The 19,502-nt window shown below is 54.4% G+C and carries 13 protein-coding genes; 4 read left to right on the forward strand and 9 right to left on the reverse strand.

The window, feature by feature from the left end:
• The first annotated feature begins 69 nt into the window (after positions 1-69).
• Positions 70-717, forward strand: coding sequence for a peptide-methionine (S)-S-oxide reductase MsrA (msrA, locus tag ACVBEG_RS22140; RefSeq protein ID WP_447108309.1), 648 nt, complete (start codon positions 70-72; stop codon positions 715-717).
• A gap of 100 nt (positions 718-817) precedes the next feature.
• Here msrA and ACVBEG_RS22145 read toward each other — a convergent pair whose 3' ends face one another.
• The 8 genes from ACVBEG_RS22145 to ACVBEG_RS22180 form a co-directional block, all read right to left on the reverse strand.
• Entirely contained in the window at positions 818-1,654 is an 837-nt protein-coding gene (locus tag ACVBEG_RS22145) for a 23S rRNA (adenine(2030)-N(6))-methyltransferase RlmJ (RefSeq protein WP_322277931.1), read from the reverse strand.
• A gap of 126 nt (positions 1,655-1,780) precedes the next feature.
• Positions 1,781-2,998: a hypothetical protein gene (locus ACVBEG_RS22150; protein ID WP_447108310.1), complete on the reverse strand. Its 1,218-nt coding sequence runs from the start codon at positions 2,996-2,998 to the stop codon at positions 1,781-1,783.
• Between the two features lie 119 nt (positions 2,999-3,117).
• Positions 3,118-4,317 carry a hypothetical protein gene (locus tag ACVBEG_RS22155; RefSeq protein WP_447108311.1) on the reverse strand — a complete coding sequence of 400 codons (1,200 nt, stop codon included), beginning with the start codon at positions 4,315-4,317 and terminating at the stop codon, positions 3,118-3,120.
• 144 nt (positions 4,318-4,461) lie between these two features.
• On the reverse strand, positions 4,462-5,673 hold the full coding sequence (locus ACVBEG_RS22160; RefSeq protein ID WP_447108312.1) for a hypothetical protein: 1,212 nt from the start codon (positions 5,671-5,673) through the stop codon (positions 4,462-4,464).
• Between the two features lie 120 nt (positions 5,674-5,793).
• The gene (locus tag ACVBEG_RS22165) at positions 5,794-8,349 is read right to left on the reverse strand and encodes a hypothetical protein (protein WP_447108313.1); all 2,556 of its coding nucleotides are present in this window, start codon (positions 8,347-8,349) and stop codon (positions 5,794-5,796) included.
• Positions 8,350-8,528: 179 nt separating this feature from the next.
• Positions 8,529-9,746: a hypothetical protein gene (locus tag ACVBEG_RS22170; RefSeq protein WP_447108314.1), complete on the reverse strand. Its 1,218-nt coding sequence runs from the start codon at positions 9,744-9,746 to the stop codon at positions 8,529-8,531.
• 115 nt (positions 9,747-9,861) lie between these two features.
• Positions 9,862-11,817: a hypothetical protein gene (locus ACVBEG_RS22175; RefSeq protein WP_443690230.1), complete on the reverse strand. Its 1,956-nt coding sequence runs from the start codon at positions 11,815-11,817 to the stop codon at positions 9,862-9,864.
• 35 nt (positions 11,818-11,852) lie between these two features.
• Positions 11,853-12,602: a hypothetical protein gene (locus tag ACVBEG_RS22180; RefSeq protein ID WP_322177511.1), complete on the reverse strand. Its 750-nt coding sequence runs from the start codon at positions 12,600-12,602 to the stop codon at positions 11,853-11,855.
• Positions 12,603-12,930: 328 nt separating this feature from the next.
• On the opposite strand from ACVBEG_RS22180, the gene ACVBEG_RS22185 reads away from it, so the two are divergent.
• From ACVBEG_RS22185 to ACVBEG_RS22195, 3 genes are all read left to right on the forward strand, one after another.
• On the forward strand, positions 12,931-15,462 hold the full coding sequence (locus ACVBEG_RS22185) for an autotransporter outer membrane beta-barrel domain-containing protein (protein ID WP_447108315.1): 2,532 nt from the start codon (positions 12,931-12,933) through the stop codon (positions 15,460-15,462).
• Positions 15,463-15,627: 165 nt separating this feature from the next.
• Positions 15,628-17,874: an autotransporter outer membrane beta-barrel domain-containing protein gene (locus tag ACVBEG_RS22190; RefSeq protein ID WP_322177509.1), complete on the forward strand. Its 2,247-nt coding sequence runs from the start codon at positions 15,628-15,630 to the stop codon at positions 17,872-17,874.
• A 185-nt stretch (positions 17,875-18,059) separates the two neighbouring features.
• The gene (locus ACVBEG_RS22195; RefSeq protein ID WP_322177508.1) at positions 18,060-18,326 is read left to right on the forward strand and encodes a hypothetical protein; all 267 of its coding nucleotides are present in this window, start codon (positions 18,060-18,062) and stop codon (positions 18,324-18,326) included.
• A 41-nt stretch (positions 18,327-18,367) separates the two neighbouring features.
• Here the strand turns inward: ACVBEG_RS22195 and gbdR are convergent, their stop codons facing one another.
• Positions 18,368-19,471, reverse strand: a complete 1,104-nt coding sequence (gbdR, locus tag ACVBEG_RS22200; protein WP_322277924.1) for a choline metabolism transcriptional regulator GbdR — start codon at positions 19,469-19,471, stop codon at positions 18,368-18,370.
• Positions 19,472-19,502: the final 31 nt, after the last annotated feature.

Below are 19,502 nucleotides of genomic sequence, written 5' to 3' on the forward strand. Positions count from 1 at the left end.
CTCTATTAATCAGAAGCCCTGACTGACAATGCTTATCCGTTGTCTCGATCTACTCAGAGGATATGGCTCATGGTTTTGCGCTCGGAGATACTCGTGAACAAAAATGAACTGCCTACCGCCTCGCAGGCACTGCCAGGCCGTGAAACGCACATGACCGTGCCGGAAAAGCATTTCGTCAACGGCAACCCGTTGCTCGGCCCGTTTCCTGGCACCGTGGATTTTGCGATTTTTGGGATGGGCTGTTTCTGGGGTGCTGAACGCCGTCTATGGCAGCAACCGGGCGTGTACAGCACGGCAGTCGGTTACGCCGGAGGCATGACGCCCAACCCGACCTACGAAGAAGTCTGCTCGGGCCTGACCGGCCACAGCGAAGTCGTTCTGGTAGTCTACGACACCGAACACACCACCTATGACGCGCTGTTGAAAGTGTTCTGGGAAGCGCACAACCCGACTCAGGGCATGCGCCAGGGCGGCGACATCGGCACGCAATATCGCTCAGTTATCTATTGCACCAACGAAGCCCAACTCAAAGCGGCCCAAGCGAGCAAGGAAGCATTCCAGGCCGAACTGAACAAAGCTGGCCTGGGCCAGATCACAACTAAAATCGAAGAAGCACCGACCTTCTACTACGCTGAGGCGTACCACCAGCAATACCTGGCGAAGAACCCGGCTGGGTATTGCGGACTGGGCGGGACGGGGGTTTGTTTGCCGGCTTGAGTCAAGTGTCTAGCTAACTGTGGGCGCAGTTCATCCTGTGGGAGCAGGCTTGCCTGCGAAGAGGCCAGATCAATCACCGAAGATTAATCTGGCACCCAACTTACTCCGCGATCAACCAATCCATGCGCCAATCACCTTGGGTTTGCCCCAAGGTCTTGGCCAGCCATGGCATCAGCTCGCGCAGCTCCTCTTCCAGACCCCAAGGCGGGTTAGCGATGGCCAGGCCAGAGCCATTCAAGCTTTGCGGGGTGTCCAGCGGGTGCACGAATAATTCTACTCGCAACAACTTCGGCGCACCGGTTTCGGCCAGGTCTTGATAGAAGCGTTTCAACAGACGCTGATCCTTGATCGGGTACCAGATCGCGGTCACGGTCTGACGCATGCGGCCGATGGCTTCTTTCAGGGCCACGGCGCAGCGCTTCATTTCGTCGAGTTGTTCGAACGGCGGGTCGATCAGCAACAGCCCACGTTTTTCCGCCACTGGCAGCAGCGCACGCGGCACGTGCCAACCCTCACCCAAATGCACCGCAACGCGGCGATCACCCTTCATGTTCTCTTTAAGCAGTCGCCCGTCTTCGGGGTGCTTCTCATTGAGCAGAATGCGCTCACGCTCGCGGGTCAGGCGACGGGCAATTTCCGGAGAACCTGGGTAATAACGCAGCTCGCCGTCGGGGTTCATGTCGTGCAGCACTTGCAGGTAATCGGCCGCCAGCGCAGGCAGGTCCGGCGCGTCCCACAAGCGCGCAATGCCCTCGAGCCATTCGCCCGTGCGGGTGGCCTGATCGCCCTTGAGGTCATACAGACCAATCCCGGCGTGACTGTCGATGTAGGCGAACGGCTGCTCCTTGCGCGCCATCAGGGCGATCAAGCGAGTCAGGATCAGGTGTTTGAACACGTCGGCATGGTTGCCTGCGTGGAAGGCGTGACGGTAATTCATGGCGGCTCCTGGAAGGGAGCGGAGTTTAGCAGCTGTGCTGGAAGGGTCCAAATTGCTCGGCGATTATCGCTGCCCGAAATGGTGCGTTTGGGTGACTCCTGCAGGTCACCGGTCAAGGTGTCGTTATTATCTAGTTAGTTTTATTATTTCTATAATACTTCCGCCGGTATGGTCCGGAAATATTTTGATAACGTTCAGCCCAACATTTGAGAAAGAAATATCTATCGGTTTGGGGCCTACGCTTGGGTGTCGCTGACTAGATAATAGTATTCGATTTTTATCGTACGCTTCGAAGAGGCTCGCTTGTCCGTACCACCGAAAACTAACTTTCGCGTACGTTGACTTCAATCTGAGTTCCATCGCAAATACCGCAGGAGGGCTTTCATTGTCGTTGTAATGGAGATACCAAATGTCCCGAGGTGCCGCAGGGGGATAGCAAACAACGCTCACAATTGCGCTGGTGCTCCCCGAGACGAGTGCGATCTCCAGGAAAGGGGTGTCAATACTCCCCCCAAGGGACGTACTTTGTACAGGAATGAACTCAAACGTCTCTAACTGCGCACTTACCTTCAATCGAAGCACAGGGAAAGACATTGCATCATGCTGCGAGGGAGATTTGCCAAATCCAACTTCAATAGTCAGGGTAAGCTCACTGGAGTCTTTCAATCGCTCCAAGTCAACCTGAGGGATATTCAGCGCAATGCCATTCAAGATCTCTTGTTGACCAATAATATATCCATCCAGCAGATTTAGTTGGAACCTGGAGCCATCCACCATCGTACCAATGAGTGTCAGCCATACCGTCTGCCCTACCGCTATCAACGGCCAGGCCTCAACGGTTACATCGCCTCCCCCGTCAAACGTTGTCAAATCCAGTACGTCCTCCGAGACCTGAGTGATCTGCGGGGTGGGCAGTTTGTCTGCCGCGATCGGTTGCACGATCAGGTTCAGAATCTCGGACAGGATCACCCCATCCGGACGGACCACGGCATAGATGACCTGAATGGTTTTGCCCACCGCGAGAGTCACATCGGCGACGGGGACCAGAAACGTTACCTTTCCAAACAGGCTGCCATTTTTTACCTCGAAAGTGTCGTTGCCATTGAAGGACAAGCCAATGAAGTCGGACGACGTCATTGATGGATAAACCACCTCGACATTCACCCCGGAAGGGTTACCCAAAAGCGGGTCCAGGGAATCCGAAGGGGCTTCTTGCACATGCGGTTTGGGGTAATCAGCATTTTGCGTGGGCGCGAGGCTGTTGAGGACCGTCGACAACGCGCTCTTGGTTGCCGAGGCAAACGCGTTGCAGGCTTTTTTTTGTGCTTCGGTTAATGCGCTCATGGTGTTCGTCCTTGATGTTTAATTTCCAGATTGAGCCGCCCAGTACTTTATGGTTTGAGCCCGGCGATTAGTGAAAGGGCTGGTTTATGTACAACAATCAGCCCCCTATTTTCACTCTACTATTGGGTCATAGAGAAATTATCTATAAACGTGCTGGAATTATCACCTGTAACCACCGAAATAGATTTTATTTTTCTATCCGGGCTACTGGCGTATTCAAACCATATTCTAGATTCGAGTTGCTGCGAAACATGGGACCATATTAAACTTCCGCCCTCATCGAAATATGAAACTGTATATATCAAACTTTTGAAGGCGCCGAACCTAACTTTCCTTGCCGGCTTGTTAAGGGTTAACAGCACGCTGGAGGGGCTACCCAGCGTTATTGCCGAACCCGTTATCCACGGGGGCAGAGTAAAAAATCCAGCATCTCTAATAAAAACATTTCCCGCCCTTGCTGTGAGCACCATTGTCGGAAAACCTATTGATTGCCCTACGAGTAGATCTTGATTTGCAGCATTAAAAGCTTCGAACAATATAAAATCTTCAATTGTATATACGGGGTTTGGAAATTTAATCGCCTCTCCCTCATCACCGCCCCTATCGAACCCAACCGTAACCCAAACCCTCAACTCACTCCCAACCGTAAACTTCTCCAACTCCGCCCGCGCAATAGTCCCCCTAACCCCCTTACTCACATCCGCCGCCGTTACCACATAAGCCTTCAGCAACTCCATAGTCGGCCCCCCACTCGGCCCACTCACCGTCAACCAAACCGTCTGCCCCACCGCAATCAACGGCCAGGCCTCAACCGTCACATCGGCATCCCCGCCAAACGTTGTCAAATCCAGTACGTCCTCCGAGGCCTGAGTGATCTGCGGGGTGGGCAGTTTGTCTGCCGCGATCGGTTGCACGATCAGGTTCAGAATCTCGGACAGGATCACCCCATCCGGACGGACCACGGCATAGATGACCTGAATGGTTTTGCCCACCGCGAGAGTCACATCGGCAACGGGAACCAGGAACGTCACCTTTCCAAACAGGCTGCCATTTTTTACCTCGAAAGTGTCGTTGCCATTGAAGGACAAGCCAATGAAGTCGGACAACCTCATTGATGGATAAACCACCTCGACAAGCACCCCGGAAGGGTTACCCAAAAGCGGGTCCAGGGAATCCGAAGGGGCTTCTTGCACATGCGGTTTGGGGTAATCAGCATTTTGCGTGGGCGCGAGGCTGTTGAGGACCGTCGACAACGCGCTCTTGGTTGCTGAGGCGAACGCGTCGCAGGCTTTTTTTTGTGCTTCGGTTAATGCGCTCATGGTGTTCGTCCTTGATGTTTAATGCTTCTGGGTTTCCCGCCAGGACTTCATGCTCTGACGGGCGGGTAGAGACTGATTTATTTTCAACACTTCACCGAAAATCGGCCTGCCCCCCCTTTCTTAAACTTTTATCTGCCCCGCAGCTCATATATACGTGAACGTAAAGTTATCTAGCACGATCCCGGAGAACCCAGCAATTGTTGGGCGATCTATTATTATGGACTTTATTTTCCTTGTGGCAGTGAAATACGCTATCCATTTTGAGGCCGGATAGGTAATTACTGCGGGTTCTAGCTGAGTGGTGATTGTAAGTTCTTGCTCATCTTTGTATGTAATAGTGGCATCCCCTGATTGATATTGAGCTGCAAATCTGATGCTTTTTGCGGGGGATTTTAGTGTAATGGTTATCCGACCGAGATTAAAATGCGCCATTAAACCCGTCATATACGGCGGATATTCATAATTGGATTTAATCCTCCAGCTTTGGGCTGCTGAAATACTGAATGCTCGGAAGTTTTCTAGCTGTTCTGGAGGAAAGTTTTCTTCCTTTGCCGTCTCGAAACCTTCGAAGCTAATCAGAGCTAACTTGAATGCGGCAGTCGGAAGTTCAACTGCCTCTGCCTCATCACTCCCGCCCTCAAACCCAACCTTGCACCTTACCTCCAACTCTCTCCCATCCTCCAATTTCTCCAACTCCGCCCGCGCAATAGTCCCCCTAACCCCCTTACTCACATCCGCCGTCGTCATCACATAAGCATCCAGCAGCTCCATAGTCGGCACCCCACCCGGCCCACTCACCGTCAACCAAACCGTCTGCCCCACCGCAATCAACGGCCAGGCCTCAACCGTCACATCGGCATCCCCGTCAAACGTTGTCAAATCCAGTACGTCCTCCGAGGCCTGAGTGATCTGCGGGGTGGGCAGTTTGTCTGCCGCGATCGGTTGCACGATCAGGTTCAGAATCTCGGACAGGATCACCCCATCCGGACGGACCACGGCATAGATGACCTGAATGGTTTTGCCCACCGCGAGAGTCACATCGGCGACGGGGACCAGAAACGTTACCTTTCCAAACAGGCTGCCATTTTTTACCTCGAAAGTGTCGTTGCCATTGAAGGACAAGCCAATGAAGTCGGACGACGTCATTGATGGATAAACCACCTCGACATTCACCCCGGAAGGGTTACCCAAAAGCGGGTCCAGGGAATCCGAAGGGGCTTCTTGCACATGCGGTTTGGGGTAATCAGCATTTTGCGTGGGCGCGAGGCTGTTGAGGACCGTCGACAACGCGCTCTTGGTTGCCGAGGCAAACGCGTCGGAGATTTCTATTTCCTGTGCCGCAGTTAATACACTCATGGCGTTCTTCCTTGATGTGGGTGAAGCTGGCAGGCACGCGCATGACATGGCCTGCTCCGAGTTAGGGGAATGATTCAGTTTCGGACTTGCACCGAAAATCGATCCGTCCCCAATGGGCGATCAGACTTGCATTACAAAGTTATCCCACAGCGTCCAGTCTTTGTTTTGATTCACGATTTCTATGTAACGAATAGGCTTGCCAAGGCTTTCATAGTGCAAATGTTGATTGCTGGCTTTGGGCAGCACCTCTGCATGAAGCTCTAGTTTATTGGCATCCAGATACCGAATGGCCGTGCTACCGGTCTCTACGCCGTGGACATCGCAGTTCACTACGCGGCATTCGACATTCAGTTCAAGTTCAAGGGTTTGGTTGCCTGAGGCGGCATAACCGAGTTGTAGCACTGTGCCGACGAAATAGTCGGCGGCCTCTGGAGGCAGTATGTAGCCGGGAGCAAAACCCGCCTGCCCTGTCCCGGATAAAAACCGAATGGTCATGTGGGGCGTAGTGACCGACCCTCCGACGGTTATCAAGTCCCCGGTATGGATCGAAAAGTCGTCGGTAATCTCGCCAGGAACCGCATCGCCCAGAATGCTTAATGTTCTGGTGAACGATTTGGACTGGCCGCCTGCGCTGCGAAGCACCTCGTAAAACACATCGACACTTGCGTCTCGGCTAAAGCCAATCAATGCAGTCGTTATGGGCCATGTGAGCATTTGGTTGTCGGTGGCGGCTCTGAAATCCCGCGAGGCTGTGCCGTCTGCGGTGGCACCTGTCCAGTAAATCGTGACGGTGTCCAGTCGCTTCAATGAAATGGCCTGACCGTCTACATGTACAGATGTGCCCTGTGGGTACTTAGCGGGGTCGAAAACATCGCCTGGTGCGTTATCCACCGCTGGCATAAGCAGCAGGATACTGGTGCCTACCGTGTAGGTGGCCGCACTTGAGGGCTGGGTGTTTTCAGTTGTCGCTGACAGCACGCGATAGCTCACGGCCAGCGTGCCATTGATCAGTAGGTCAAGATGGCTTTTATCAACGAGGAAGGTGACGTCTGTGTTGCTCTCATTTTGCCCTACGCTGTACTCATCGGTGTGAACGAGCGAGGTTCCGGTCTGAGTTCTGCCCTCCCAGCGCAGGTAAATGATGTCGCCAAAATCCTTGCCGTTGTAAGGCTTGATACGTACTGTCGCCGCCAAGGTCACTGTGCCGGGATCAATGAGCGCGCCATTGGCCTCATCCACCGCAGGCGGTGCCAATTGGAGGGGCGTTCCGATGACCGTATACCCTGCAATCGGCGAGTTCTGTGTGCTGCCCGTCGCGCTGAACACCACTTGGTAACTCAACTCCAGCGCGCCGCCTGCCAGTTGATCGGCGTAGGCCCTCGGGACGTTGAAGGTGATTTCTTTCAGTTCGCCTCCCACTACGATGACGGTACTGCTGCTGTAGTTGACCGGGTCGCCTAAAGCGCTGGTGCCCTTCCAGTTGACGACGATTTTGTCGCCGACGCTTTGGCCGGAATAGGCGGCGATAGTTACCGTTGCGCTGTCGCCGATGATCAGGGCGAGGTCGATGGTGGTGGTGCCGCCAGCTTCTTTGACGACGGCCAGGGCGAGCTGAACTGGCAAGCCAGTGAGGGTGATGGTGGTGGTTTTTGATTGTTTATCTGGCGTAGCGCCTGTTTGGCTGAGGCTGTAACGCACCACCGCAGAGCCGCCCGCGATGAGTTTCAGGTGGGCGTTGGGGATGGTGAAGGTCGCGTGATCGAAGCCGGGATCGTCGACTGTCACTGGTGCAAGGGTCAGGCTGATGTCGGCGGTCGGTGTTTTGCCTACCCAGTCGAGGGTGACGGTGTAGGCTTTTCCGTTGCCGGTGTAAGAAGGAATCGCCACATGCGCATCAGCATCGCCGAGCGCTTCCAGATTGAGGATCAACGTAACGCGGTCGGCCTCATTAACCCGAGGGGAAGCCAACGCATCTGGATCAATCTCAACCCGCACATAAGTTGACGGTGACACCAACGAGTAGTTATCCACAATGTCGCGGACTTCATAATTGACCAGCAGCATGTCACTGCTGCCGCCCGCTTCGAGCGTCTCTGGGGGGACCACGACGTTTTGCGGCCCTAACGTTGTCAGCGCCGGATGGATCACGCGCAGGTTGTTCCACATCACAGTCAGTTCATCGCCTACTTCTTGATAAGCCCATGCAGGCACGGTGACGATGACAGCGGCAGCTGGGTTATTTACCGGATCAGGGCTGACCGTGCAGGCCACCAGATTTTCGTTGATGGCGGTCGAGGTATCGGGGTCCAAATCCCCCGGCGATAGGCGGCTGACCGCGACGGTGCGCGTGGGCGATGTCTGCAAGTCCCCGGCCTGGTTGTCAAACAGTGTGTAATACACTTCGGCGCCGGGGTCCTGAACAAGGACAGTGCCCACGCTGAAACTCAGCCAGCCCTGGTCGATGGTCGGCTGATCGAGGTTGTACTGCTGCACGTCGTTGTTATTCCAGTACAGCGTGATGGTGTCGCCCACGCGCGTGACGTCAGGGAGTTTGGCGGTCAGTCCGATTCTCTTGCTGGGGTCATAGAGTTGGTGATACCCCAGGCCGCGGCGGGGGTTTTCGTCGGAGTCGTTGAAGTCACTGAAGACCAGAGGGCCGAGATCGTCGATGTTCATGGTTGCCGTCCTTAATGTTTAACTTTAGATAGACTGTCAGAACGTTACGCTCTGACGAAGCGGGAAGGGTTTGATTTAGTTTCAACGCGCTACTGAAAACTTGACCCCAACTTCCGCAACCAATCATATGAATAAATCAAACTGCCTTATTCTTTCGCTGATGAATCAGTCCCATTGACTCATGGCGCGGGTCGGTGCGCTATGGAAAAATCATCCATGACTATTGCACCGCGATCACCGCGGCTATAAATTACAGATATAGTGTATATTTTCTTGCCAGAATCACAAGTATACTCGACCCATTTACCAAGCACGCCACCAAACTGGTACACAGACAACGACAGTCCCTGCACATCAAGATAATTGATTGTTATCGTACCGACTGAATCAGAGTAGATTCCAAAAACCACGCGCTCGGCGGGTGTTGCAAGTCTGAACTCTACTGTGCCGCCAAGCATCCAAACCATATAATTTGTTGCCCAAGGGCTATAGCCCGCATTTACGATTTTAACTTCGGTTCTGGCTAAAATAGTTAGTGCCGGGAATTGCCTAACGCCTCCGGCCGGGATAGTTTCATTGTGAATTGCAGTTTCGAAATTTTCGATTTCTATACGCCAGTTCAGACTTATATTAAAAATTGAAATCGGAAATCCAACAGCTATCGACTCATCACTCCCCCACTCAAACCCAACCTTAAAAACCACCCTCAACTCCCCTCCTTCCTCAAGCCTATCCAACTCCCCTCGCGCAATAACCCGACCAATCCCATTAGTCACATCCGCTGCCGTAATCGCATACCCCTCCAACAACTTCCAAATCGGTACCCCACCCGGCCCTGTAACCGTCAACCAAACCGTTTGCCCCACCGCAATCAACGGCCAGGCCTCAACCGTCACATCGGCATCCCCGTCAAACGTCGTCAAGTCCAGCACGCCCTCCGAGGCCTGAGTGATCTGCGGGGTGGGCAGTTTGTCTGCCGCGATCGGTTGCACGATCAGGTTCAGAATCTCGGACAGGATCACCCCATCCGGACGGACCACGGCATAGATGACCTGAATGGTTTTGCCCACCGCGAGGGTGACATCGGCGACGGGGACCAGAAACGTTACCTTTCCAAACAGGCTGCCATTTTTTACCTCGAAAGTGTCGTTGCCATTGAAGGACAAGCCAATGAAGTCGGACGACGTCATTGATGGATAAACCACCTCGACATTCACCCCGGAAGGGTTACCCAAAAGCGGGTCCAGGGAATCCGAAGGGGCTTCTTGCACATGCGGTTTGGGGTAATCAGCATTTTGCGTGGGCGCGAGGCTGTTGAGGGCCATCAACGAGGAGTCCTTGGTTGCCGAAGCGAACGCGTCGGTGGTTTTTTCTTGTGCTGCGGTTAATGCACTCATGGTGGTTCGTCCTTGAGGATGCGTTAATCGTCTAACGCTTCATGTTCTGAAGTAGCAGAGGAGGAGGACTCATTTCTACCGCTTAGCCGAAATAAGCCATCCCCCTGCTATAGCCCTAAAGTAAGGGGATCGAACAACTGCCTCCGGCCTCGTTCATGGCAAACCGGACAAACTTCTGGAGCCCGTTAGTTCTGCCGCGATCATTGCTGATGCTGTAGTCGAGAATCGCACCGTTCCGGCAAATCAAGTAGATCAACGAGTACGGCAGCGCAACCTCGTAATAACCGGCCGCCAGCATCGCCTGAGTAATGGGCACGTCATCCGACTTCAATCTCGACGCTTCAATGGGCGGGGCAGCTGGATCTGTTGCGTCCACGCTGCTGACGCCCACAAAGTTATAACTTAGGACGGGCGACCTACCGATGTCTATATTGCTTACCCCCGACAAGGTAATACGGAAAGTCGTGCCGTTTAGGCCGGCGGCCCGGGTAATAATATTGCTGGCGTTTGCTTCCGGAAAAATACCCCGTGCTAGCGGAGCGCCATCACCGGGAAGTTCAGCACTCGACGCAACCGTGACTACCTGAACTTTAGATTTAACGGTCACGGTGTTAGTAGCATCCAGCTTTCTTGTGACGGTGAAATAGACATTGATATCACCGACACCTATGGCCCCGATAACTGCAACAAAAGGTACCGGTATCAATATATTGCTCCCTTCGTTCGGCGCGGTGACCGTGACAAATGGCATCTCAGGCAAAGACACTGTGCCCCAGTACAATTGAATGACATCGCCAATAGTCCAGATGACGTTTAAGTCTTCCCCTACACGGGGAATGGTTGCGGTTGCATTCTGCCCATAATTCCCGGGATTTATCGTGTTAACCGGGCTGGTCCCACATTGGATGCTGGGGGGTTTGATGTTCTCATGCTCAGGCGTCGTTGGGTCTGGGTCTGGGTTTGGTCCGCCAGGTGTACGCAAGTCGACATTGACCAAGGCTACAAGGGAGTCGACACGAGGCGAACCGGTTCTCTGCAGCCAGTAGCTGACCTTGATATCCCGACCGTTTCCGACTTCCGCTACGACGTCGTAGGGTACGGCAATGGTCGCGATCGGATCGGGGGCAGGTGGAACTGGGTCGGACACGGAGAAGGGACTGATGGTCCGGCCACCCCAAATGACGTAAATAAAATCACCTGCCACGGCACCGTCGTAGTGCGGAATGACCACCCCGACATCGGCCACGGCATCGTTGTAGGTAATCAGACCGTCATCGTTTTCAGGCACCAGTGGTGCAAGTAATTCCGGCAGATTGAGGAATACGTCAATGGCGGTAGATTCCGGATTACTCCGGACATTTCCAGCCCAGTCGGTTACCCGATAGCTAAAATATTTTTTACCATCGGCCGTGGCTTTCAGATCGGCCTCGGTAATGGTGACAGGCAGTTGACGTTTAGGATCTGTCACCATGAACGTTGGCGAAAGAAAAGAACCTGTTGTGGGGCTGGTTCCCAGCCACAGTTCTACAAGGTCGTCCGCTTCGCTGTCGAAAAAGGGGTCTACGACAATATTTAGAAGCCCGTCCACCAAGTCGCTAACGGTAATACCTGAAAGCTGGGCCTCGGTAAATAGCAAGGGTGGTAACTGATCACCGCCTGGCGCGAGCCGGTCAAACCGGACCGTGAGTGGCAATAACGTAGTTTGACCGTCTTCGGAAGCGGTGTCGTAAATTTGGTAATTCAGTACAACCCGCGTGTCCGTTCCGTTTGCCGGAAAATCCGCTACTTTGATCAGAAGATCAAATTCAGTAAGTGACGGATCGGTAAGATCAACCAAGGACAAGTCAACAGGAGCGCCATAAGCGACGCCATCCCTAAGAAGCTGAATAGAGTCGGTATTTTTCATCTCTGGGGATTTTGGTACTTTCACAACGACATCGGCTGTCAGCAATGCAATTGGAATAGTCCCCCTCAGGGAATCAGCAGCCGGCACCGTGAGCGCGGGCAATGCGGACGGCGCAAGAGTGACTGCAGTTTTTTTTACACCCGCATACGCTTGAATAATGGTCATGATTACACCCTGCTTGATGAGTAGTGTTTAATTAATTAACCCACGTTAACCGCAATTTTTACCGTGCTAGAGATCACTGAAGTGTTACCCAACTTGTCGCGTACTTGATACCCAAAATAGTAATCGGCGGCTGCCGTGAAACTACCTTTAGGAAATCCTAGCGACGTCCTTGTTCCGGCCGTACTTATTTCTATTTCTGCATTTTTAATCAGGTACAGCTCTTGTGAGTCAGCAGAGGCGGGGAGTTCGCTTAGCCAAGGCGTGATAAAATCACCCTTTTCCATTCCGTACCAGGCATAGGCCGTCACCGGCAAGTAGCCATCGACCAAGTCCTCTTCGGTGATACCTTCTTTTTGCTCTTCGGTGAAAGAAAGCGCGGTCAACGAAGTGCCACCTGGGGATTCTCTGTCGAATACAACGGTCACTGTTTTCCCTGAGCGTTCGCCGTCTTCCGTCACAGGATCTATAATTTCATAATCCAGACTTAATTCAGTGAAGCCTCCGGCAGGTGGAAAACGCCCTTTAGGAATAAATAATTCCGCATTGAAATCAGGGTCTTCAGCCTCTCCTTTTTTAAGGGTATAGGTCATGATCAGCGAGGTGACACCGTCATAAAGGTTAAGTATGTCGGACTCTTTCATTTCCGCGAAATGAGGTATCCGCACTAAAAGATCCTCTTCATAACGATCGAGGGGAATCCGTCCGTCCTCCAAAGCAGCAGGGACTTCCAGGCTCGGGAGGTTAGCGCGAGTTTTAATTTTTTTGCGTGAGTGAGAATGTGCCATTTGCGTGACTCCATGTCAGAAGGCACGCTCAGGTTATTCATAAAGACTAAGCGCTGTAACCTGTCATAAATGACAGGTTGGGCGACCAGCAATCATAAAAATCAACTAACCCCCTGATGTTATTGCATATATTATTTAGCAATTGCATTTGTTGCGAATAGCTCTAGCCAAATCAACAAGACGACGACCAAGTTGTTGACGAATAAAACCCATAGGACTACTAAGTTGTTATTGCTTTTGGGAGTAGCGCCGCAATTTCGATCTACGTAGGAAACGAGATCAGCAGCATGCCATTGGGCATTGACTGCTTAACGATCAGGGAGGATTAATGGACATCAGCGATCGCTACAATCTTCAGTTCTGCGGCCAATGGATCGTCGCCATAACGGTTATTACTGTAAGCGGGCAAGCGTGGGGGCTCAATGTGCCCCCAGGTGGATCCGTTACCGTGAATAACGGGGAACCGGCGCAACAATGGTCGTTAACCGCAGCCAGTTTGACGGTAGCCCCAGGCGGGCAAACACTGGACATCGTCACCACAGCCGGGTCAACGGTGGTTCTCAATGGTGCAACTGTTTCTGCCACTTCACTGAGCGCACTGGTGTTAACCAACAGCATTGGAGCGATCACTGACTCGACCCTTGTTTCCACCCGCAATACCGGCCTGTCCGTTGTGCGCGGAGCAGATGACACGGTTCCGGGTTCTACCGCAACGGTCACCAACAGCATTATTTCTGCGGCCGGGCGTGGCCTGAATGTCTCGGGAGGAAGTATCGCCACGGTGATTAATTCACAAATCACGGGCACTGGTGCTGTAGGCGCATCAATTGCCGGTGACGGCCTTGGCATCTCGCTGGTGGGGGGGGAAGTCATCCTTCAGGGCAGTCAGGCAACGGGCAGTAATCATGGGGCTGGCTTATTTTCCAACAGAACCTTAACTGCGACGCCAACGTTGGTTCTCGATGGTTCCAGCCTTACATCCGGTACGGGCAGTGCCATTCTTGTAGGCAATATTGGCATCCCGCCGATGCGTGCCAATATTGAAGTGCTCAACGGCTCCACGATGAGGGCGGGGAATGGAGTGCTGCTTGAAGTTGGGCTTGCAACATCAGCGGTTGGTTCGGTGACCGCGGCACAACTTACCGTTGATAACAGTCAACTGGTGGGTGATGTGCAGGTGTTGGCCGGCGCTACCGCAGATGTCTTGATGCGCAATGGCGCAACGCTGACCGGGACCATGAGCAATATCAGCAGCCTGAACATGAATGCCAGCCAGGTTACCGGGAACGTGGTTGAGCCGTCCGGATCTTCGGCATCAGTCACTATGGCTGCTGGTTCTGTGTTTACCGGCGCGATGAGCAACATCAGCAGCCTGAGTCTGGATAACAGTGTGATGACCGGTGATATTGTCCAAGACGCTCAAACGCCCGCCACGTTGACGCTGACCCATGGCGGCCGCTTGACAGGCACCGTCAGCAGCGCGCAAAGCCTCTCGATTGACACTACGTCCACATTCAACATGGTCAACAACTCGACCGTTGGGGCGCTGACCTTGAACGGTGGGACCGTGAATTTGCGCGGCGGCAAGGGTGCGTTTCGAACCTTGACCGCATCGAGCCTGACAGGAAGCGGCACGTTTGCGCTGGGTACCGACCTTGCAGGTCATCTAAGTGATCTGGTCAACATCACCGGCGCTGCCAGTGGCAGTCATTCGCTTAGCATTCAGAATACGGGGGTCGAACCCCTCCAGGAAAATCATGCTCAGCAGGTTGTCCATACCGGCAGCGGAACAGCGAGCTTCACTGTGTTGGGTGGCCAAGTTGATGCGGGTACTTTTGTTTACCGTTTACAGCAGCGTGGCACCGATTGGTATCTGGTCCAGGAGACCACGGGCGATGGCGGTGATGGCAGTGATGGGGGTGATGGGGGCGACAGCGGGGGCGACCCGATCATCAGTCCAAGTGCTCGGGCTGTCATCGGCGTATTCAGTGCCGCGCCGACGGTGTGGTATGGCGAGTTGAGCACGCTGCGCAGCCGCATGGGTGAGTTACGCAATGGCCACGAGCAAGGCGGCGCCTGGGCCCGCACGTATGGCAACAAGTACAACGTTTCCGCAGCTGATCAAGTGCATTACAGCCAAGTTCAGCAAGGCATATCGTTCGGCGCAGATACGCCAATATCCACCGACGGTCATTGGCTTCTTGGCGTATTAGGGGGATACAGCAACTCTGATCTGAACATGCAACTGGGTTCCAATGGCCGGGTCAGCAGTTATTACCTCGGGCTTTACACCACTTGGCTTGCGAATGACGGCTATTACATCGATGCGATCATCAAGGCCAACCGCTTCCAAAACAAAGCTGATGTCACCATGAGCGACGGGGTCAAGGCCAAGGGCGATTACGGCAACTACGGCGTAGGCGGCTCGGTGGAGGCCGGCAGACACTTCGATTTCTCGGACGGCTGGTTCGTCGAGCCCTATCTGCAGGGTTCGGCCTTGTGGGTGACGGGCGAGAATTACGGCCTGGACCACGGACTTGAAGCCAAAAGTAACAAAGCCGACTCGTTCCTTGGCAAAGTAGGAACTCATGTAGGACGAACGATTGCGTTGAGGTCCGGTGGTTTCGTTCAGCCCTACGTGAAACTGGCGGTGGCCCATGAGTTTGCCAAGAGCAATGAGGTCAGCGTCAATCGCACCACCTTCAGTGATGACCTTTCCGGTAGCCGAGGCGAAGTGGGGGCTGGCATCGCGGCACAACTATCCAATGTGCTGCAATTGCACGCTGACATTGATTACAGCAACGGCAATAACATTGAACAGCCTTGGGGAGTCAACTTGGGTGTGCGATATACCTGGTGATACTGGCGGGCCCGCTATCTGCAAAACGCTGCCTACGTGATTTTGAGTATATCCGCTCATATTTTTAGGAAAAGTCCTACAGCAACTGCTGAAATGCCTGATCTTTTTATATAGTCCTTCTCTATCAAATGGCGCCCCTCGATTATTCAAGGTGTGGGCGTGGCAATGAAGCGGTTCAAAGGGCAAGCCGGGCAACTGGTGATGGTATTGGGCGTGATAACGGCCAACGTGTGCGAGGCCGCCATTGATGTACCGCCGGGGCAAAATGTGGTCATCCGAGATGGCGACCCCGTTTATGAGTTCAATCTTCAGGACTCACATTTGATCGTGAAGGCTGGGGGCGAAACAGGACGTATCCATGCGACCGCCGATTCCCGACTCGAAATGGACGGCGGCAGGGTCACTTCCACGGGTGAACCTGCCATCGCGCTGTACAACAGCCGTGCCGTTATCAACAACAGCACCATCATCGCCGAGGCTGATCCCGCCCGGCCCGACGTCAGCAGTTTCGGCATTCGGCTATCGGGGTTTGAGCAGGCTTCCAGCGCACACATCAGCAACAGCTTCGTTTCGGGGACGGACCGAGGCATTAACGTTACCGACAGTGCATCCCTTGAACTGTTCAATACGCATGTTGAAGGCCACGCGGGTGCTTCGGGCAATGGTTTTGTCAGCGGTGGCGCGGGCGTAGTGGTGGCCGGTGCCAGCGCCTCATTCAATCAGAACAGTGTGGTCACGGGCGATAATAACGGTGTCGTCATTTGGGGTGATGCAACCGGCGCAACTGAAAGACCTGCGTCGCTGGTAGTCGATCAGTCGTCCGTTGTGGGCCTGGAAGGCAGCGCCATTGTCATCACCCGATCGGCGGCTGCCAATCAAGATGTTCATATCGATATCCGCAACGGTTCGACGCTGTCCGGTGGTAACGGTATTGCCCTTGAAGTTAATAATGCGGCAACCGGCTATGTCGCTATTAATGACAGCCAACTGGTGGGCGATGTTCTGGTCACCAGTGACTCGATCGCGCACCTGTCTTTGGCGAACAATGCCAGCCTGACTGGCGCTATCAACAACGCTACGACGTTGAATATCGATGGTTCCTCGACATGGCTGATGGAAGGGAATTCCACGGTCGGCAAGCTCGAACTGAACGGAGGATCCGTTGACTTGCGCGGTACTTCAGACGGCTTCCAGACACTGACCGTTGGCGAGCTGAATGGCTCGGGGACCTTTGCCTTGGGCACCGATCTGGCGGCGCAGAAGAGTGATTTTCTCGATGTCACCGGCAGCGCAACCGGCAGTCATCAATTGCGCGTACAGAACACAGGTATAGATCCGCTGGAAGGCGCTGATCCGCAGCAAATAGTGCATACCGGCAGCGGCGATGCGCAGTTTTCGTTGGTGGGTGACAAGGTCGATTTCGGCACCTTCGCCTATGAGCTGGAACAGCAGGAAAACAGCACGGGCGGCACCGACTGGTCATTGGTGCAAACCGGCGAAGTTTCCGCCGGTTCGCGCTCGGTGATTGGATTGTTCAGCGCGGCACCTACCGTTTGGTATGGTGAGTCCGCAACCCTGCGCAGTCGCATGGGTGAACTGCGCAACGGTGGCGATCAGGGTGGCGGCTGGATGCGCAGCTATGGCAACAAATACAAACTGTCAGCCGGCGGCGGCGTCTCTTACTCGCAAGTCCAGCAGGGTATTTCCTTCGGCGCCGACGCACCGTTGCCAAGCAGTAACGGGCAATGGCTGGCCGGCCTGATGGGCGGGTACAGCAAGTCGGATCTCGACTTGAAAGAAGGCACCACCGGCGAAGTCGACAGCTACTACATCGGGGCTTACACGACCTGGCTGGCAGACGATGGTTTCTACGTCGATGCGCTGATCAAGGCCAACCGCTTCCAAAACTCTTCGGACGTAGTGATGCGCGACGGCGAGAAGTCCAAAGGCACGTACACCAACCACGGTATCGGTGTGTCGGTGGAAGCTGGCAAACGCATAAAGCTCAATGAAGACTGGTTCATCGAACCCTTCGCTCAGGTCTCCGGTCTGTGGGTCAGCGGCCAGGACTACGACTTGGACAACGGTATGCAAGCGAGCAGCAACAAGGCCGATTCGCTAATGGCCAAGGTCGGTACCCATGCGGGGCGTAAATTCGCGCTGACGGATGGCGGCTTTGTACAACCGTACGTGAAGGTCGCGGCGGCGCGTGAGTTCCTCAGCAGCAATCAAGTCAGCATTAACGGCAATCGTTTTACTAACGATCTGTCAGGTTCACGTGCCGAGTTGGGCGCAGGTATCGCTGCGCAACTGACCGATGTACTGCAAGTGCATGCTGACTTCGACTACATGAAGGGCAACAACATTGAGCAGCCGTGGGGCATGAACGTAGGTCTGCGCTACAGCTGGTAAATATTGATTTCATTTAGGGGGCCTAACGGCCCTTTTTTTGGTCTCGCCTTTGCTGCGAGGTGAAGGCGGCGGATCACCGAAAACGACCTGTTCATAGGAATGCCGGCCATTGCCCTCGCAGGGTCTTGCCGCCACGTACGGGCGCAACGAGAATCAACCCATACCGAATAAAAGGAGTGGACGACATGATGCATGCGGATTTGATTGACCAAGAAGACCTGCTCAGCCAACTCAGGGCCTTGGGTTTCGACATGCCCCCTGGCGCCACCGCCGAACAAGCCTGCACCCAAGCGGTATGCGGCCTGACCGAAGCCCGCGCCACGGCGTTACGCAGAATGATCGAACAAATACTCACCGGCAGCGCGACGATCTTGCCAGCAGTGCGCCAGGCAATTGATCAGCAATTGTTGCCAGCGTTGGCGGTATACAAAAAAAATAACCATCCCCTGTAGGAGCCAACACGTTGGCTCCTACAGGGGAGTACTAGCTCGTCTTACAACCGCACACTCGCAAATGTCGATTCATTACGCGCCTGGCTCAGCGCCGACAGCGGACCGGACAGCGGCGCCAGTACCAGTGATTGCGGGATTGGCATCATTGCGACTTGCTGCGCGGTGTTGGAGCCGACGCGTTCGTCACGCGGCGGAATGCCGAAGTATTCACGGTAGCACTTGGAGAAGTGCGGCGTGGACACGAAGCCACACACCGACGCCACTTCGATGATCGACATTGGCGTCTGCTTGAGCAGTTGCCGGGCGCGGATCAAGCGCAGCTTGAGGTAATAGCGCGACGGTGAGCAGTGCAGGTATTTCTGGAACAGCCGCTCTAGCTGACGCCGGGAAACGGTGACGTACACTGCCAGCTCGTCCAAGTCGATAGGCTCTTCCAGGTTGGCCTCCATCAACGCAACGATTTCCTGCAGTTTCGGCTGATTGGTGCCGAGCATGTGCTTGAGCGGCACACGCTGGTGATCCTGCTCGTTGCGAATGCGCTCGTAGACGAACATCTCGGAAATCGCTGCCGACAGTTCGCGACCGTGATCGCGGCTGATCAAGTGCAGCATCATGTCCAGCGGCGCAGTGCCGCCAGAGCTGGTGAAGCGGTTACGGTCGAGGGTAAACAAGCGGGTGCTCATGGCCACACGCGGGAAAGCTTCCTGCATCGCGGCCAGGCATTCCCAGTGCACGCTGCAATCGAAACCGTCAAGCAGGCCGGCACAGGCCAAGGCCCAACTACCGGTGCAGACAGCGCCCAGACGACGCGATTGGCGCGCCTGGCTTTGCAGCCAACTGACGTGCTCGCGGGTCACGGTGCGCTGGATGCCCACGCCGCCGCACACAATCACGGTGTCCAGGACGGGGGCTTTGTGCATGGAGGCGTCAGGGGTGATTTGCAGACCATCGCTGGCCCAGACTTGCCCACCGTCGGCGCTCAGGGTGGTCCAGCGATACAGCTCACGACCAGACAGCTGGTTGGCCATTCGCAGCGGCTCAACCGCCGAGGCGAGGGAAATCAGCGTGAAATTATCCAACAGCAGAAAGCCGATGGATTGCGGCGCGCGGTTCTGGGGTTGGGCCCCGGAGTTGAACGAAGTCATCACGGTATCTCCTCACACAAAGCGATTGATG

The organism is Pseudomonas sp. GG8, from assembly GCF_052976945.1.